11 protein-coding genes are annotated in these 15658 nt (G+C 60.7%); 6 read left to right on the top strand and 5 right to left on the bottom strand.

All coding sequences use genetic code 11. The features are described from left to right. The first annotated feature begins 3 nt into the window (after window positions 1-3). The 4 genes from U367_RS0110285 to U367_RS0110270 are packed head-to-tail and all read left to right on the top strand — an operon-like array spanning window position 4 to window position 4590. On the top strand, window positions 4-1053 hold the full coding sequence (locus tag U367_RS0110285) for a branched-chain amino acid ABC transporter permease (protein WP_028616853.1): 1050 nt from the start codon (window positions 4-6) through the stop codon (window positions 1051-1053). Between the two features lie 21 nt (window positions 1054-1074). After that, complete coding sequence (locus U367_RS0110280) at window positions 1075-2415, top strand: ABC transporter substrate-binding protein (RefSeq protein WP_028616852.1); 1341 nt, start codon at window positions 1075-1077, stop codon at window positions 2413-2415. Window positions 2416-2418: 3 nt separating this feature from the next. Next, on the top strand, window positions 2419-3186 hold the full coding sequence (locus U367_RS0110275; protein WP_028616851.1) for an ABC transporter ATP-binding protein: 768 nt from the start codon (window positions 2419-2421) through the stop codon (window positions 3184-3186). Window positions 3187-3198: 12 nt separating this feature from the next. Beyond that, window positions 3199-4590, top strand: a complete 1392-nt coding sequence (locus tag U367_RS0110270; RefSeq protein ID WP_028616850.1) for an FAD/NAD(P)-binding protein — start codon at window positions 3199-3201, stop codon at window positions 4588-4590. A gap of 10 nt (window positions 4591-4600) precedes the next feature. Here the strand turns inward: U367_RS0110270 and U367_RS0110265 are convergent, their stop codons facing one another. Genes U367_RS0110265 through U367_RS0110250 form a run of 4 tightly spaced genes read right to left on the bottom strand, consistent with a single transcriptional unit; the run spans window position 4601 to window position 9227 of the window. Then, window positions 4601-5848, bottom strand: coding sequence for an efflux RND transporter periplasmic adaptor subunit (locus U367_RS0110265; RefSeq protein ID WP_028616849.1), 1248 nt, complete (start codon window positions 5846-5848; stop codon window positions 4601-4603). Then, window positions 5838-7316, bottom strand: coding sequence for a TolC family protein (locus tag U367_RS0110260; protein WP_028616848.1), 1479 nt, complete (start codon window positions 7314-7316; stop codon window positions 5838-5840). The genes U367_RS0110265 and U367_RS0110260 overlap by 11 nt, the downstream gene beginning before the upstream one ends. Then, a complete protein-coding gene (locus U367_RS0110255) occupies window positions 7309-8526 on the bottom strand; it encodes an ABC transporter permease (protein WP_028616847.1) in 1218 nt (405 codons plus the stop codon). The genes U367_RS0110260 and U367_RS0110255 overlap by 8 nt, the downstream gene beginning before the upstream one ends. Beyond that, window positions 8523-9227: an ABC transporter ATP-binding protein gene (locus U367_RS0110250; protein WP_028616846.1), complete on the bottom strand. Its 705-nt coding sequence runs from the start codon at window positions 9225-9227 to the stop codon at window positions 8523-8525. The genes U367_RS0110255 and U367_RS0110250 overlap by 4 nt, the downstream gene beginning before the upstream one ends. A gap of 360 nt (window positions 9228-9587) precedes the next feature. On the opposite strand from U367_RS0110250, the gene U367_RS0110245 reads away from it, so the two are divergent. Both U367_RS0110245 and U367_RS0110240 read left to right on the top strand, forming a co-directional pair. Further along, entirely contained in the window at window positions 9588-10346 is a 759-nt protein-coding gene (locus U367_RS0110245; RefSeq protein WP_016977465.1) for a TetR/AcrR family transcriptional regulator, read from the top strand. 281 nt (window positions 10347-10627) lie between these two features. After that, complete coding sequence (locus tag U367_RS0110240) at window positions 10628-14503, top strand: hypothetical protein (RefSeq protein WP_236639973.1); 3876 nt, start codon at window positions 10628-10630, stop codon at window positions 14501-14503. 73 nt (window positions 14504-14576) lie between these two features. On the opposite strand, the gene U367_RS0110235 is transcribed toward U367_RS0110240, so the two are convergent. Continuing rightward, complete coding sequence (locus U367_RS0110235) at window positions 14577-15638, bottom strand: FUSC family protein (protein WP_028616844.1); 1062 nt, start codon at window positions 15636-15638, stop codon at window positions 14577-14579. Between the last annotated feature and the right edge of the window lie 20 nt (window positions 15639-15658).

Raw genomic sequence — 15658 nt, 5'->3', positions numbered from 1 at the left:
ACCATGTCGATTCCCGTTGTTCAAGACACCGCCCCGTTGCTGCTGATCCAGCGGCGCATTCCCTGGGGGCTGATTGGCCTGTTGGCGCTGGCCTTTGTCGTGGTGCCGCTGTGGGGCAATGACTATTGGCTCAATGCGATCCTGATACCTTTTTTAGTGCTCTCGTTGGCCGGGTTGGGCTTGAATCTGCTCACCGGCTACACCGGGCAAACCTCGGTGGGGGCCGCGGGTTTCATGGCTGTTGGCGCATTTGCCACTTACGGGTTTTTACTGCGCCTGCCGGAGCTGGGCTTGCCGGTGGCGCTGCTCGGCGGCGGGATTATCAGCGCGTTGGTTGGCCTGCTGTTCGGCCTGCCCAGCTCGCGGATCAAGGGCTTCTACCTGATGGTCACCACCTTGGCCGCACAGTTTTTCCTGGAGTGGCTGTTCGTCAAATTCCCCTGGTTCTACAACTACGGCTCCTCCGGGACCATCTCCGCGCCGAAGCTTTCGCTTTTCGGGTATGACCTCAATACCCCGCTGGGCCGTTATCTGCTGACGTTGGTCACCGTGCTGCTGCTGACCTGGACCGCGATCAACCTGGTGCGCAGCCAGGTCGGCCGCAACTGGATGGCGATCCGCGACATGGACACCGCCGCCGCCGTGGTTGGCATTCCGGTGGTGCGTTACAAGCGCCTGGCATTTGCGGTCAGCTCGTTTTACCTAGGCATCGCCGGCGCGCTGTGGGCCTTTGCCTACCTGGGCACGGCCAGCGCCAGCAGCTTCGATATCAATCGCTCTTTCCAGATCCTGTTCATCATCATTATCGGCGGCATGGGCAGCATCGCCGGCAACTTTGTCGGTGCGGCCTTCATTAGCCTGTTGCCGATCTTCCTCAGCCATGCCGGGCAGGCGCTGTTTGGCGGTTCGGTGGATGCGGGGCAGTTGCAGAACCTGCAGAAAATCATCTTTGGCGTGTTGATCATCGTGTTCCTCATAAAGGAACCCGAGGGCTTGATTCGCCTGTTGCACAACCTGCGTGACCGTGTGCGGCAATGGCCGCTGCGTTTCTAACCTTCCCTCAAGAGAATTCCCATGCGTGCATCCTTGAAACATTCCCTGGTCGGCGCTGCATTTGCGCTGGCCGCCCTGGCCGGTGCTGTTCCCCAGGCGATGGCCTCGCCGGACCAGCAATTCATTCCCCTGGCCACCTACCGCGTCGGCGCCTACGCGTCCAGCGGCGTGCAGGTGTGGGCCGGGATGATCGACTACCTGCGCTACATCAACGAGGTCGAAGGCGGCATTAACGGTGTCAAGTTGGTGTGGCAGGAGTGCGAGACCGAGTGGACGGCGGAGAAGGGCATCGAGTGCTACGAGCGCTTCAAGAATGGCCTGGATGGCGCGCCGGTCGCGGTGTACCAGCCCAACGGCGCACCGGCAGCCTATGCCCTGAGCGAGCGCGCGGAAGTGGACAAGATCCCGCTGATCACCCTCGGCTACGGCCGCACTGAAGCCACCGACGGCACGGTGTTCCCCTACAACTTCCCGGTGATGCTGACCTTCTACAGCGAGGCGTCGACCCTGGTGAACTACATCGCCCAGCGCGAGGGTGGTTTCGATAAGCTCAAGGGCAAGAAAATCGCCACGGTCTACCACGACTCGGCTTATGGCCGCGAAACCCTCGGCCCGCTGAAATTGCTGGCGGAAAAGTACGGCTTTGAAAACATCCAGATTCCAGTGGCTGACCCCGGCAACGAACAGTCCGCGCAATGGCGCCAGGTGCGCCAGGCCAACCCGGACTGGGTGTTCCTGCGTACCTGGGGCGTATCTACTCCGGTCGCGGTGAAGACTGCCGCGCGCTTCGGCTTCCCGGTGGACCACATCATCGGCGACATCTGGGCCAGTTCCAGCGAAGACGTCTTGCCCGCAGGCAGCTCGGCCAAAGGCTACCTGGCGCTCACACCTTACCCGGCGGGTGCCGACTTCGAAATCCACAAACGCCTCAAGCAATCCATCCTCGACAAGGGCCACAGCGACCTCAAGGACCTGAAGAACTTCGGCAGTGTCTACTACAACTCCGGCCTGGTGAACGCCGCTGTGGCGGTGGAAGCGATTCGCACCGGCCAGGCCAAGTTCGGCAAGCGTCCGCTGAGTGGCGAAGAGGGCCGCTGGGGCCTGGAACACCTGAACATCGACGACGCCCGCTTGAAAGACATGGGCTACTTGGGGCTGATGCAGAACCTCAAGCTGTCGTGCCGCGACCACGAAGGCGGCGGTTCGGCGCGAGTGCAGCAGTGGGATGGCGCCAACTGGACGCTGATCAGCGAGTGGATCGCTGCCGACCGCGCGTTGCTGCGTCCGTTGATCGATGAAAAGTCCGCCGCTTTCGCCAAGGAAAAAGGCCTGACGCCGCGCACCTGCACCGGGGATGAATAAAGCATGAGCCAGCTCGCTGCTGAATCCGCCAGCCCTTCACTGTTGACGGTCAACGACATCGAAGTGATCTACGACGGCGCAATCCTGGCGGTAGCCGGGGTGTCGCTGCACGTACCCAAGGGCGCCATCGTCGCCTTGCTCGGTGCCAATGGCGCCGGCAAGAGCACCACGCTCAAGGCGATCTCGGGGTTGGTACGGGCCGAGCGAGCGGAGGTCAGCCGAGGTGTGATCGACTATGCAGGCCTGGACCTGGCCGGTGTCGATCCCAGCCAGCGCGTGCGAAAGGGCATGGTCCACGTGCTGGAAGGCCGTCATGTGTTCGGCCAACTCACGGTGGAAGACAACCTGCGCAGCGGCGGCTTCGTGCGGCGCTTGAGCCGCAAGGACATGGAACAGGACCTGGAGCGCCTCTACACCTGGTTCCCGAGGCTCAAGACCAAGCGCCACACTCGCGCCGGGCTCACTTCGGGCGGCGAGCAGCAGATGGTCGCCATCGGCCGGGCGTTGATGACGCGTCCTACTTTGGTACTGCTCGACGAGCCGTCCATGGGTTTGGCGCCTATGATCGTGCAGGAGATTTTCGAGATCATCGCGCAGCTCAATCGTGAGCAGCAGGTGAGCTTCCTGATCGCCGAGCAGAACATCAATGTCGCACTGAACTATGCGTCCCACGGCTACGTATTGGATACTGGCCGCGTGGCCTTGAGCGGCAGCGCCGCTGAGCTGTTGGCGCGGGGCGACTTGCATGACATTTACCTGGGCAAACAGTAAGGGCGACTCTGCATGACTGAATCCATCCGCAACGCTGATGTTCTGATCATCGGCGGCGGCCTGAGCGGCACGATGCTGGCCGTGCAACTGCTGCGCCTGCCGGGTCGGCGCCGGATCCTGGTGATCGAGCCGCGTGGCGAACTCGGCCGGGGCGAGGCCTACAGTGCTGTCGAACTGGGCCACACCCTGAACGGCAATGCGGCGCGCATGAGTGTCGACCCGGACAATGCCGACGATTTGACCCAATGGCTCACCGAGTACATTGGCGCAGGCGGCTGGCCGGAGTCGCGCCAGCAGCACGTGCCGATCAGCGAATTGTTCCCGCCGCGCGGGATATTTGGCTTGTACGCCCAGCAACGCTTGGCCGAGGCGAAGGCGCAGTCTGCCTCCAGCGTCGAGCATGTGCGTGCTGAGGGGGTTGACCTGCAGGTGGACGAAGGTTCAGCACTGCTCACCCTGGATGACGGCCAACAATTGCGCGGCGGTTGTGCGGTGCTGGCCACCGGCATGTTCCCGGCGGCGCGCACACCGCAGACCGAGTCCAGCGGGTTGAACGCGGCGGCGGTGGATCCCTGGGATGTGAAAGCCATGACCGCGATTGACCCGCAAGCGCCGGTGCTGATCATCGGTTCCGGGTTGACCATGGTTGATGCCGTGGTGTCCCTGGAACAGGCTGGGCATCGCGGGCCCATCGAGATTTTCTCGCGCCACGGCCTGTTGCCCCATGTGCGTCGGCAGCCGCCGAACTGGGTGGATTTCCTTGGCGAAGATCACCGCCTGCGTAGCCCTCGGCAATTACTCCGCGAGGTGCGTCGGCAATGCACTATGGCGCAAGCACAGGGCATCGATTGGCAGGCGCCGCTGGACACGGTGCGTGCGCATATCGGCCGGCTGTGGAGCCAGGCCAGTGAGCGCGAAAAACGTCAGTTCGTGCGCCATGTGCGGCCGTGGTGGGAAAGCCATCACCACCGTTCGCCGCCGTTGAGCGCGCAGTTGGTGGCGCGGTTGCATGAAGAAGGACGGTTGAGGATTCGGGCGGCGTCGTTCAAAGGCCTGGAACCTTCGGTCGAGGGCGTGACCATTGGTGTGCGTCACCGAGGCGAGCAGGCGGTGAAGCGGGTTTGCGGCGCGGCCCTGATCAACTCCAGCGGTATCGAATACGACTGGCGCCGCGTGGCCCGGCCGTTGCCCCAGCAATTGCTCAAGCGTGGGCTGATCCAGCCTGGGCCCTTGGCGCTGGGGATTGCGGCGGATACGTCGGGGGCAGTGGTGGATGCCCAGGGGCAGGTCAGCCAGCGCTTGTTCGCCATGGGCCCGCCCTTGCGGGGGATGTGGTGGGAAAGCACGGCAGTGACGGATGTGGCGCTGCAAGCCAAGGCCCTGGCCGCACGACTCACCCTGTAGGAGCCGGCTCCTACAGGGGGTTGGTGTTCACGAAACCGGGCTTTAGGCCGAAGACCTCGACGCCTAGGGCGGTCGATTGCCCGGTCGTCACCTTCACCCGCTCCACCGGCTTATCCATCGCCTCACGGTATTCAACCGTCATATCCGGCCCTATCGCCTGGCTCGGAATCACCATCGCCTGCGCATTGTTGTAAGTCACGATGGTCAACCGCGCGCTCATCCCCAGGCGCACCCGTTGCAACTGCTGCGGCGTGAGCTTGGGGATCGACAAGGTCACCGGAAACTGCGCACTGCCCTGGCCGTCACCGGCCATCGCCAAGCCGCTCACCACGCTGACCGAGCCGTTCAGTCGCTCGCCGTCAAACCCATCCCCCAGCACTTCCACCGCCTGGCCCTGATGCAACTGGTTGATGTCCAGCTCTGAGACCTTGGCGACGATTTTAAGCCGTTCGATGTTCGCCAGGCCAAACAGTACCTGACCCTGGCTGACCTTGCTGCCGGCCTGCACCGGGGCCGTGTTGTTGCCGCCAGCCTGGGGTGAGTTGTTGCCGGGCGGCGGCACCACGATGCCGGAGAACGGCGCCTTGATTTCCCGGCCTTCGAGCAGCTTGTGCAGGGCGTCGTATTTGACCGTGGCATTGGTCAGTTCCATGTCGGCGATCTGGCGGTATTCGCCCTTGCCCTGGTCGAGGGCCTGCTGCAGTTCGCTGCGCGCGGAGGCGAGGTCCAGTTGTTGTTGCTGGGTCTGCTGCTTGAGGTCGTCCAGTTCGTTGCGCGGGATGATGCCGCGCTGGAACAGGTTTTCGCTCTCGGTGAGTTTGCGCTGGGTATTGCCGGCGGTCATTTGCGCCGTGCGCAAGCTGCGACGTGCACGGCTGACGGTGGGGCCGTTGTCCCAGTCCTGCATTTCTTGCACGGTGCGCCGGGCCTTGAGTTGGGCGGAAAGGGCCTCGCGCAGTTGCACCTCCAGGGTGGCCGGGTCCATGCGCAGTAGCACCTGGCCGGCCTCGACCCTTTGGCCTTGCTCCACCAGGTTGGCTTGCACGTTGCCGTCGAACGGCGCGGTGAGGGTGATGGTGGTGTCGGGTTCGATCTTGCCCACCAGGCCGATCTGGTGCACCAGCGCGTCGGGCTTGATGGCCAGCCACTGTTCGGTGGTGCCAGCGGGATTGGAGGCCGGGCTGCGCAAGGCCAGGCCCGCGCCGCCCAGCAACAGGATAAGTACAGCGCCCAGCAGGCGTTTCTGATTAGTAGTCATTGAGGGCGATTTCCCAACTTTCCAGCGTCATGCCCAGGGTCAAGTCAAGCTGGGTCTGGGCGTTCAAATAAGCGATCAGCGCATTGAGCTGCGCGTTCTCGGCGTTGCGCAGGTCGGTCTCGAAACTCAGCACCTGGAAGTTGGTGGAGCGTCCGGCGCTAAGTTTTTCCCGCTCGATCTCGATCTTGCGCCGCGACAGCTCCACGGCGCGCTGGGAGATTTCATATTGGCGCCAGCGGGTGCCGAGGTCGCGCACCACATTGTTGACGCTGCGCTCCAGCTCCTGGCGCGCATCGGTGATACGGATCTCCTGATCCTCAACATTCACCCGCGCACGCACTTCGGCCTGGCGCGTGCTGATATCGCCGATGGGGATTTGCACCTGCACCCCAGCGTAGCTGTCCCAGGTGCGGTTGGTGGAGCGGCCGGCGTCGTTATCGGTGTTGGCCCGTATCTGATTGGCACCGGCTACCAGGTCCACCTGCCAGCGCCCGGAATCCTTGGCGATCACCAGGTTGAGGTCGGCCTGTTGGCTGCCGAGCAGCGCGGCCAGGTATTCCGGCTGCTGGGTCTGCGCAAGGTTGAAGGCCTGGCGCTTGTCGACCTGCATGGGCCGGGCCTCCAGGGCCTCGGTGGCGCGAACCGGCGTGGACAGGTCCAGGGCCAGCAGACGCAGCAGGGCCAGGCGGCTGGTGTCCAGTTGGTTCTGCGCTTCTTCCACGCCGAGTTGCTGGGTGGCGATATCGGCTTCGGTCTGCACGATTTCGAACTCAGCCATGCGCCCGGCATTGATCAGCGCTTTGTTCACCTCCAGCAAGGTGCCAGAGCGCTTGAGGGCGTCCTGCACGATGCTCAGTTGCTCCTGGGCACGCAGCAGTTCGCGGTAGGTGGCGATGATCTGGCTAATGGTTTGCGCCACGGTGGCCTTGAGGTTCAGGCGGTTGGCCTGTTCCGACAACCGCGACAGGCGCAGCGGCGCGGTGGTGGCGTCCCAGCCAGCGCCACGCAACAGCGGCTGGATGATCGCCAGGTCGAGGCCGTCGCTGCGGTAACGGCCGGCGCGGTCGGCGGTGTTCAGTTGCTGGGTCCAGGCCATGCTCAGGCGCGTGCCGTATTCGCTGAGCAGGCTGGTGGCCGGCGCGAGGTTGGCATTGCGTGTGTTGTCGGCGGAGCCACGGTTGGTGCGGTAATAACTGTTGAGGGTGAGCTTGGGGTTGAACACATCTTCGGCCACCCGCAGGTCGAATTTTTGCGCCACCCGTTGCAGGTAGGCGCTGCGGATCGCCGGGTTATTGCGCAAGCCCAGGTACACCGCATCGCCCAGTGTCAGGCTGGTGACCTGAGCATTCAACGAGACGCTGCGGTCATAGCCGCTGCGGGTGCTACTGGGCGCCGATGGCTTGATCACCACGTCGGCGGCCGTGCCGGGCAGGCTGAAGAATGCGAGCAGCCAGAGCCATTTATTCATCGCGCAGGGCCTCCACCGGCTGCAAGCGTGAGGCCGACACCGCTGGGTAGATGCCGAAGAACAACCCTACCAGCAAGGTACTGCCCACCCCCAGCGGCAAGGCGGCCACCGCCAGCGCAAACGCCCAGCCCGACAGCCAGGCGTACAACCAGGCAGCGGTCATGCCCAGCACCGCGCCGCAGAGGGCGCCGACGGCGGTGAGGGTCACGGCTTCGAGCAGGAACAGGTTGCGGATATCCCGCTGGCGGGCGCCGAGGGCCATGCGGATGCCGATCTCGCGGCGGCGCTCAGAGACGTTCATCAGCATCACGTTCATCACCCCCACACCACCGCCCACCAGTGAGATCGCGCCCAAAGCCAGCAGCAGGTAGGCGAATGTGCGGCTTTGCCGGGTCATGCCGTCGATCATTTGCTGGGGCACCTGGATGTCCACATCGTGGTCGGGGAGTTGGGGTTTCAGCGCGGCGACCGCTTCTTTGGCGACGCGCTCCATGTCCTGGCCGGGCGCTGCACGAATGATCAGGTTGCCGATCTGCGGTGTTGCATAGATGCGGCGCATGCCTTCGGCGGGAATGAACAGCGACTCGTTGGCCTGTACTGGCATCAGCATCGCCCGTGGCTGGCTGCGCAGGATGCCCACGATCAGGAACAGGTAGTCGTTGATGCGCACGCGATCGCCCACTTGCAAGGGGTCGCCCGGCGCACTCAATGACTGGGCCACTTGGTCACCGATCACACCGTAGGTTTCGTTGACATCGAAGCTCGACAGGAAACGCCCCCGCTGCACCACTAGGCGCATCGCATCCTTGATGTCCGGTGTACTGCCCACGAAGTTGGCGTTGGCGGTACGGCCATGGAATACGATGGGCCCGCTGAACAGTGTGAGAGCACCGATATGGGCTATGCCAGGCACCGTCTGGCGCATGGCGTCGAGGTCGAGGCGGGCGGGCATCGGCACAGTGCTGGCGCCCTTGGGGGGGAACTGAGCGATCAGGGTGTCGGTGCCCATGTCCTTGAAGATCATCGCGGCATCCACCGACGCGTTATGCCCGATGTTGATCAGCGCCACCACCGACGAACTGCCGATCACGATACCCAGCAAGGCCAGAATCGAGCGCTTGCCCAGGGTGCGCAGGCTGACGAACGCTTCATGCAGCACTTGGCTGAGGTTCTGTTCAACCCGCAGGCTGCTCTTTACCCGCTCGATCATGGGCGCCCGGCCTCTTGCACCACGCCGTTACGCACCAGGATCTTGCGGTCCAGGCGCTCGGCGATGTGGGGGTCGTGGGTGACGATGATCAGGGTGACTTGTTGTTCACGGTTCAGCGCCAGCAGCAGGTCCATGATGTCCTGGGCCGTGGTGCTGTCGAGGTTGCCGGTGGGTTCGTCGGCGAGGATCACCGAGGGTTTGCCCACCAGTGCCCGCGCAATGGCGACGCGTTGACGCTGGCCACCGGAGAGGTCGGCGGGGCGATGGTGGGCGCGGTCGGCCAGGCCGACTTGTTCGAGCATGCGCAGGGCCTGCTCCACCGACTCATGACGCGATACGCCGCGATAACTCAGGGGCAGGGCGACATTGTCCAGGGCGCTGAGGCGTGGCAACAGGTTGAAGCTCTGGAACACAAAACCGATCTGCTGATTGCGGATCGCCGCCAGTTCATCGGGCGTGGCGTTGAAGATATCGTGGCCGGCAAAGTGGTACTGGCCGCAGTTGGGCAGGTCCAGCAGGCCAAGGATATTGAGCAGCGTGCTTTTGCCAGAGCCGGAGGCGCCGAGGATGCCGCAGCTGTCGCCGCGGGCAATGGACAGGCACACATCATTGAGAATGGACAGGTGCTGCCCGGCCAGCAGATAGTGTTTGCCGATGCCTTGCAGGGAGATCAAGCCTGGGTGCGCGGGGGTATCTGTCATGAATACGCCTTCAGTCTCGACGCCGTCGTCATCGTCCCCGGTAAAGCCTTGTAACAAGTTAGGGGACGCCTCAGGGTGCGCCATGGACCGGTTTTTGTTTCTTGTTTTTAAAATATTGTTTGAATACTAACCGCCTTCCAGCCGCTTCGCCAGCCGTCGATGTAGAGCGGTTTCAGCTTGGGAAAAGGCCTGCCCCAAGGGCGCGGGAGGTTGAACAAAACCCGCTTGCCCGCCTCCGACGAGCCCGTCGGCCAAGGCTTTCGATCATATGGCGGTGTGTCACTACTTGCTTTCGAGCGAGGGCCCCGGTATAAAAAATCAAATTATTTTTTTAAACAATATTTCCTACGTGGAACTTCTATGGTCGCGAAGAAAGTCAGCGCTCCAAACATCACCAAGACTCGATTGCTGGATGCGACAGAGGCTCTCTTCATAAAGTATGGCTACGACGCCGTTCTGCTTCGGCAGATTACCGAGCGTGCCCAGGTGAACCTGGCTGCGGTGAACTACCACTTCGGGGACAAGGACTCCCTGATGCAGACCCTGCTCAAGCAGCGCCTGGAACCGCTCAACGAGCAGCGCCTGGAACTGCTCGCGCGTTGTGAGGCCGAGTCCGACGGCCCTCTGGACTGCGACACGTTGCTCGGCGTGCTGTTTGCCCCGGCCATGGGCCTGGAGCGCAGCGATCCCGCCAGCGCCAGTGGGGAAGGGCGTTCATTCATCCGTTTCCTGGGGCGGGTGTACAGCGACACGTCGCCGTTCATCCAGGAATACCTCAAGGTTCACTACCAGCCGGTGTTCCAGCGGTTCTTCGAAGCCTTTGCCCTGGCCCTGCCGGACCTGCCGCGCAATGAACTCGGCGTGCGCCTGCAATTTGCCCTCAAGGCGATTTCCGGGGTGATGGCCGGTACCGAACTGCGCCTGCTGATGAACTCCATGAGCCTGGGCCGCCCGGCCACGGATGCCGAGGTGATGGCCAAGTTGATCACGTTGGTGTCGGCAGCGATTCGCGTGCCGCAGCAAAGCCCTGAGGCGGAACATGCCTTGGCCAAGGTGCTGGATACCCAGCGGGCGATTCGTGAGCAATCTGCCGCGCCAGCGAGCAAGGCCGCGCGTTGACTCAAATCCCAGGCAAAAAAAAGCCCGCTGGGGCGGCGGGCTTGATGTGCAACATTTGTAACGGATGAGGCTTCACACTACGTTCCAGGATGTGAATAAAACGTGAAAAATATGTAAGAAATGATGTGTAAATTGCGATAGTTCAAGCATTCAAACCACTACTTCAAACGATCACTCTTCGCTACTGTCAACTTTGACAGCTAGACACGTTGAGTGATCAGGCGTGTGATTTTCCCCTGACTCGTGTACGACCTGCACGGGCTTAAACCCGGAGAAAAATCATGTCTGCAAAACCCAAGGCCCCCAAATCCTCAGTCGAGGACGCCGAGACACCGGCTTCCGCATCCTCTGAATTGTCCGCGTCAGGCACTGGCAGGCCTGCTCCGCGAAAAAAACCATCTCCCGTGGTGAAGTCGTCGGACACCCGCCCCGGGTTTACCATTATTGAGGATCTGGACTCTCCCTATACCTCCCCTGCGCAGGTTATACCGGTAGAGAACGCGTCCTATGGTGTGGGCATCCGTCATATTGAGGAGGGACTGGATGTTGTCTTTGAGCGTTGGGCAGGATTTTCCGAGGGTGACATCTATCGGTTCAAGCAGGGAGATCTGGTGCTGGGGGAGGACACCGTTAAGGCTGACGAAATCACTAATAAAAGAGTCTACCTAAACATTCCTCGTAGCATTCTGCCGTTGGGCTTTGTAGGCGATGTCTACGGCGAAGTTGAGCGTATTGGCAGCTCAACCCTCAGTACCTCGCCGCCCCAAGTTATATTTGTAAAGGAAACCCGTCCGGGAGGTGCCGACGAACGTCCCCATGAAAATTGGCACTCCAAACTGATGCTGACCCTTTCGGTTACATTTATTGACGCTGTCGTCGCAGACAGGGGGGTTACTGCAACGATTCGGGCATGGGAGAACATGCGGGTTAACGACTTGGTGATGTTCTACTGGGGCGAGCATCGTTTTGAGCTACCCCCTGTCACAGCTGACCAAGTGGGTTCTGACCTGACGTTTGTGATCGATGGTGAATTCATAAAGGCGGCCGGATCAGGTCATTTTGTCGTGCAGTTTTATCTGTATGACGAGGTGCGCAACCGCTCGGGTGAGCTGCAGCCGTGGTGCAAACCGGTACCGGTAGAAGTCAAGTTGGACCTATCGTTGCCGCCGGAACCGTTGATCGTCGAAGCGGACGTAATCACCGGGGTCCTGGACGCAGATGCTCTAGGTCAGGCTTCTGCCACTGCTGAAGTAGAGGTGCCGCGTAACAGTGCTTTTTTTCGGGTGGGTGATTTTATGTTGCTCACCGTGCACGGCACGACTCCAACAGGTGAGTATGTGACTGAATCCTTGCGGCTGCTGGTTGACAGGATTCCAAAGTATTACGAATTTCCTATCCGGAACGAGTTGGTCCGCTCACTTATTCAAAGCACCCTGACGGCTTCCTATGTTAGGCAAAGAGACGGTGAAGATGATCTGCGCTCCAGGGATACGACGGTTACCGTTGCCGGCCGGCGTTTTGAATTGCCAAGGCCCCTGGTTCGCCAAGCCCATGGACCGTTCATCGAGCCGAATTTGCCGCTCATTACCGTGGAGATGCCGGACTACCAACCGTCGGGCAGTCCTGGGGATAATTTGACAGTTCAAATTCAGGGGTTTCAGTTGGACAACACCTCTGAACTGGTTTCGTCTTCGCGTCTGGCTGGCTCGCATGTGCGCACGCGTGATTTTCTCAATGCCCAATACGCGCGTTTCGAAGGCTTGCGCGACACCAATGTGCACTACATCGTCACTGGCGCACTGGGGATACGTGAGTCAGACCGCCGTTGGATACAAGTAGGACGCCCAGCGCGAACGCTGCAGGCACCTGTGTTCCAGGATGCAATCAATGGCAACGTCGACCCCGCGCTGGTCGGCAGCGTGGGTACGCTGGAGCTGCGTGCGGATTTCAAACAGGGCGACCTGGTCATCATTAAGTACACGGGCTCCGTCAGTGGGGAAGTGCAGTATGAATACCCGCTGTTTGTAACGGGCAATCCACTCTTGGTGGATGTTCCAAAACAGCTCTTCGATGACAATCTGGACGGCACGCTCACTGCCAGCTTCCTGATTGAGCGCTATGGTGTCTTCGAGTATTCCGAGGAGGCGGTGGTGACAATCGGCACGGCATTGGGCGAACTGTTCATGCCCGAAGTGCTGCAAGCCAACCCCGACACCCATGAACTCGACCCGATGCATACATGGCCGAATGGTGCGACGGTCCGGGTGCGTTACAAGTTCATCAAGCTCTCCGACAAAGTCCAGGTTGACTGGATGGGGCTACCAGGAATAGGCAGCTATTCGGAAATCAAGGAAGGGCAGACCGGAGACCATATCGACTTCACCATCCCGGTCGAAGCCATCGGCTACAACATCCATCCTGATGGCCGTGATATCGAAGTGTCCTTTAAAGTGATCCGCAATGGATTTGCTACACCGTCACCGACACTGGTGGTGCGTTTACTCTCGCTGCATCATTTGCCTGGGCCCCTGATCGACAGCATTGGCGATGACATCGTGTTGCAGAAAACGTTGTTGGACGATCTGGACATGACTCGTGTGCCGCCCTACCCATACGCCGCAGTGGGGCAACACATGTGGTTGCACTATTCGGGCAGGCTCGACACGGGAGCCCCCTATGAGGAGTCGACGTTTGTCGCCCGCACGGTTGTTGACGACGATGTCACATTTGGCCCATCAGCATATACGCCAGTGGGTCGTCTGCGCCGCCTTCAAGACTGGTCTGCACTGACGATCAGCTTCTGGGTGACGTTCGATCACAGTTCGCTGAAGGACAACGCTGTGCTATTTGGCGTTCGTCATCATGTGGTCCAGGACCAACCGAACGTATTTCCTCATCCGTCGATCAAAGACTCGACGCCTGCCAGCGGGCCGGAAGTGTCGGTTGACCCACTGACAGTCGAAAACAAGTGCCAGGTGCTGGTGAGCTACCCCAACATGAACGTGGGTGGTACGGACCGGGTAACGCTTCACTGGGCCTTTGAAAATGGTTTGACGATTGATTTGGGGCCGCTGGATGGTTTGGATGGTGGCACGGTTACCTTCAACGTGCCCAATGATTTGGTCGCCAGGAGTGTGAACAGTACTGTTCATTTGCAGTACTTCGTACAGTTGGGTCGAGGTGGCGAGGGTACATCCGATGAGCAGAAAGTCACGTTCGATACGATTGCGTCCGCCAACCTGCCACGTGCCCTCATCAATGGCGTGGCCCATGGAGGGAGCCTCAATCCACCCACATTTACCGGTGACGGCCGGATCGCAGTTGCCAAATGGCGCTTGAGTAACCCCGGGCAGCGGGTGTGGATGTCGGCTTCCAGTCCTGGAGCTGTCACGCAGGACCTGTTAACGGCCTATCCGATCAACTCGTCGCAGGCTGCCAATGGCCTGCGCGACCAGTTGCTCTCGCTCGCCTGGTTATTGGGACTGCCGAATAACAGCGTGGTCACGATCACGCTGGCGGTCACCTTCGACGGCAGTGAGGAGCGCAGTGATGCGTTACCTTTCCTTTCCACTCAGTACACCATTCGCCTGACGTCGCCGCTGAATTTCGACCAGACTGCGGTCACCTTGAGTGCTCGGACTTACCTACTTCCCGGAACTCCCGGTGTATTGCCAGCCTTCGGCGCAGGAAACTCGATCAGGCGCCAGGCTTCGGGCGGTACAGCGCCCTACAACTACTCATCAAGCAATACATCGATGGCCGTGGTGGATGGCGGCGGGCTGGTGACCGTGCGTGGCAATGGATCTGCGAGGATTACCGTCAGGGATTCGTCGGTGCCGGTGCAGACCCGCAGTTACGACGTTTATGTCAGCAACGTGGTGCAAGTGTATGGCGTGGGCAGGAACACGTTCAGGAATGTCAGTGCGGCAGTGGCGAATGCAGGGCTACGCATGCCCAGTCTTGATGAGCTACGCGCCATCAACCAAGCCTATGGAGCCAGGTGGCCCATGGGGTATGCGTGGTACTGGTCGGGTACCTTCTCCCATTCATTTCTCTTTACCAATTATTACTACTTTCTGGATATTCCTGGCGGTGGCACAGGGACGGAAGCCGACAAGTTGCTCGGCGGCCACCTAAATGGTATCGGGTTGAGATAATGCAAGCGTGAAGTGCTGGCCGGTGGATCGTATAGAGAAACCGGCCTTTTCATGATCAGTTGAGTGAGGAGGCTTAGATCTTCCAGCGACCTGCACTATTGGCCAGTCTTTGACGCATCGCATCCACATTCGCCGCCAGCTGTACGGTCAACAACCGATAGCCATCCAAAGCACTGTAGATCGGCGCTTTCATTGCAGGCTCACTGCCAATTGCGTGTCCGCTGCGCTCCAACCGCTCCGTCACCCCCGACTTCAACGCCCGCGCCATCCCCACTAACTGCACCCGAATCTGCCGATGCTCGGCTTTCAACATCACCTGCATGCGTGCCATCGCCTGCTCATCACGCGGATCCGGTCGGGTATTGCCGAGAATCTCCAAGGTACTGATGCACAGGCGCAGGTGCCGTTGGATTGCGTCCAGCTCCGTCATGGAAATCCGCACTTCCTTTGACACGGACGGCATCAACGAACGCAGTTGCACCATCGACGCATTCAAGCGATTGAGCAGCTTGAGATGCTCATCATCCGTCACCGACTGGCCATTGATGATCCGGCTATAAATAGCGGCGCAATCGCGCAATGCACTGGCCAGGTTGTAACGCCACGAATACACGGCGTACAGCGGCAGGGCGAAGGAAAAGGCCAGCGCCAACACGATACCGATCAGGATATCCACGGTGCGCCACAATCCGTCCGATACCGGATTGTCACCATGCCCAGCGACGATAAACACCGTGATCGCCGACAGTAGCGCGATATAGCCGCCCTTGCCGATGGCGTGATAGGAAAAGAACCCGCACACCACCGACATCAGCAGATAGGTCAGCAACGGCTGGCCCAGCCATGCCTGTTGCAGCACCAGCAGCAAACCGACGCTGGCGCCGATCAAGGTGCCATAGGCGCGCTCCACGGCTTTCTTGCCGATATTGCCGTGGTGCTGCAAACCGCCGATCACGATCAGCATCGTCACCGACGCCCACTCACCGTGAGGCAGGTTGATGCCGGTGGTCAGCAGGATCGTCGCCAGCAAGCCGATGGACACGCGCACGGCGTGGATCAGCTTGGCATGGCGATAGCGGCGGTACGGGTCGAGCAGTGGGCGCAACAGGCGCCGGGCAAACACAGGCAGATGCAGGTTAATCAACGACGAATCGT

This window comes from Pseudomonas canadensis (assembly GCF_000503215.1).
GTDB lineage: Bacteria > Pseudomonadota > Gammaproteobacteria > Pseudomonadales > Pseudomonadaceae > Aquipseudomonas > Aquipseudomonas canadensis.
The sequence above is the reverse complement of the archived record's forward strand: the minus strand, read 5'-3'. Positions and strand labels throughout refer to the sequence as shown.

Coding starts and splice junctions, on each gene's coding strand:
- U367_RS0110270 (WP_028616850.1), top strand. CDS start 3,199: ATGACTGAATCCATCCGCAACGCTGATGTTCTGATCATCGGCGGCGGC.
- U367_RS0110265 (WP_028616849.1), bottom strand. CDS start 5,848: ATGACTACTAATCAGAAACGCCTGCTGGGCGCTGTACTTATCCTGTTG.
- U367_RS0110240 (WP_236639973.1), top strand. CDS start 10,628: ATGTCTGCAAAACCCAAGGCCCCCAAATCCTCAGTCGAGGACGCCGAG.
- U367_RS0110285 (WP_028616853.1), top strand. CDS start 4: ATGTCGATTCCCGTTGTTCAAGACACCGCCCCGTTGCTGCTGATCCAG.
- U367_RS0110255 (WP_028616847.1), bottom strand. CDS start 8,526: ATGATCGAGCGGGTAAAGAGCAGCCTGCGGGTTGAACAGAACCTCAGC.
- U367_RS0110250 (WP_028616846.1), bottom strand. CDS start 9,227: ATGACAGATACCCCCGCGCACCCAGGCTTGATCTCCCTGCAAGGCATC.
- U367_RS0110260 (WP_028616848.1), bottom strand. CDS start 7,316: ATGAATAAATGGCTCTGGCTGCTCGCATTCTTCAGCCTGCCCGGCACG.
- U367_RS0110275 (WP_028616851.1), top strand. CDS start 2,419: ATGAGCCAGCTCGCTGCTGAATCCGCCAGCCCTTCACTGTTGACGGTC.
- U367_RS0110280 (WP_028616852.1), top strand. CDS start 1,075: ATGCGTGCATCCTTGAAACATTCCCTGGTCGGCGCTGCATTTGCGCTG.
- U367_RS0110245 (WP_016977465.1), top strand. CDS start 9,588: ATGGTCGCGAAGAAAGTCAGCGCTCCAAACATCACCAAGACTCGATTG.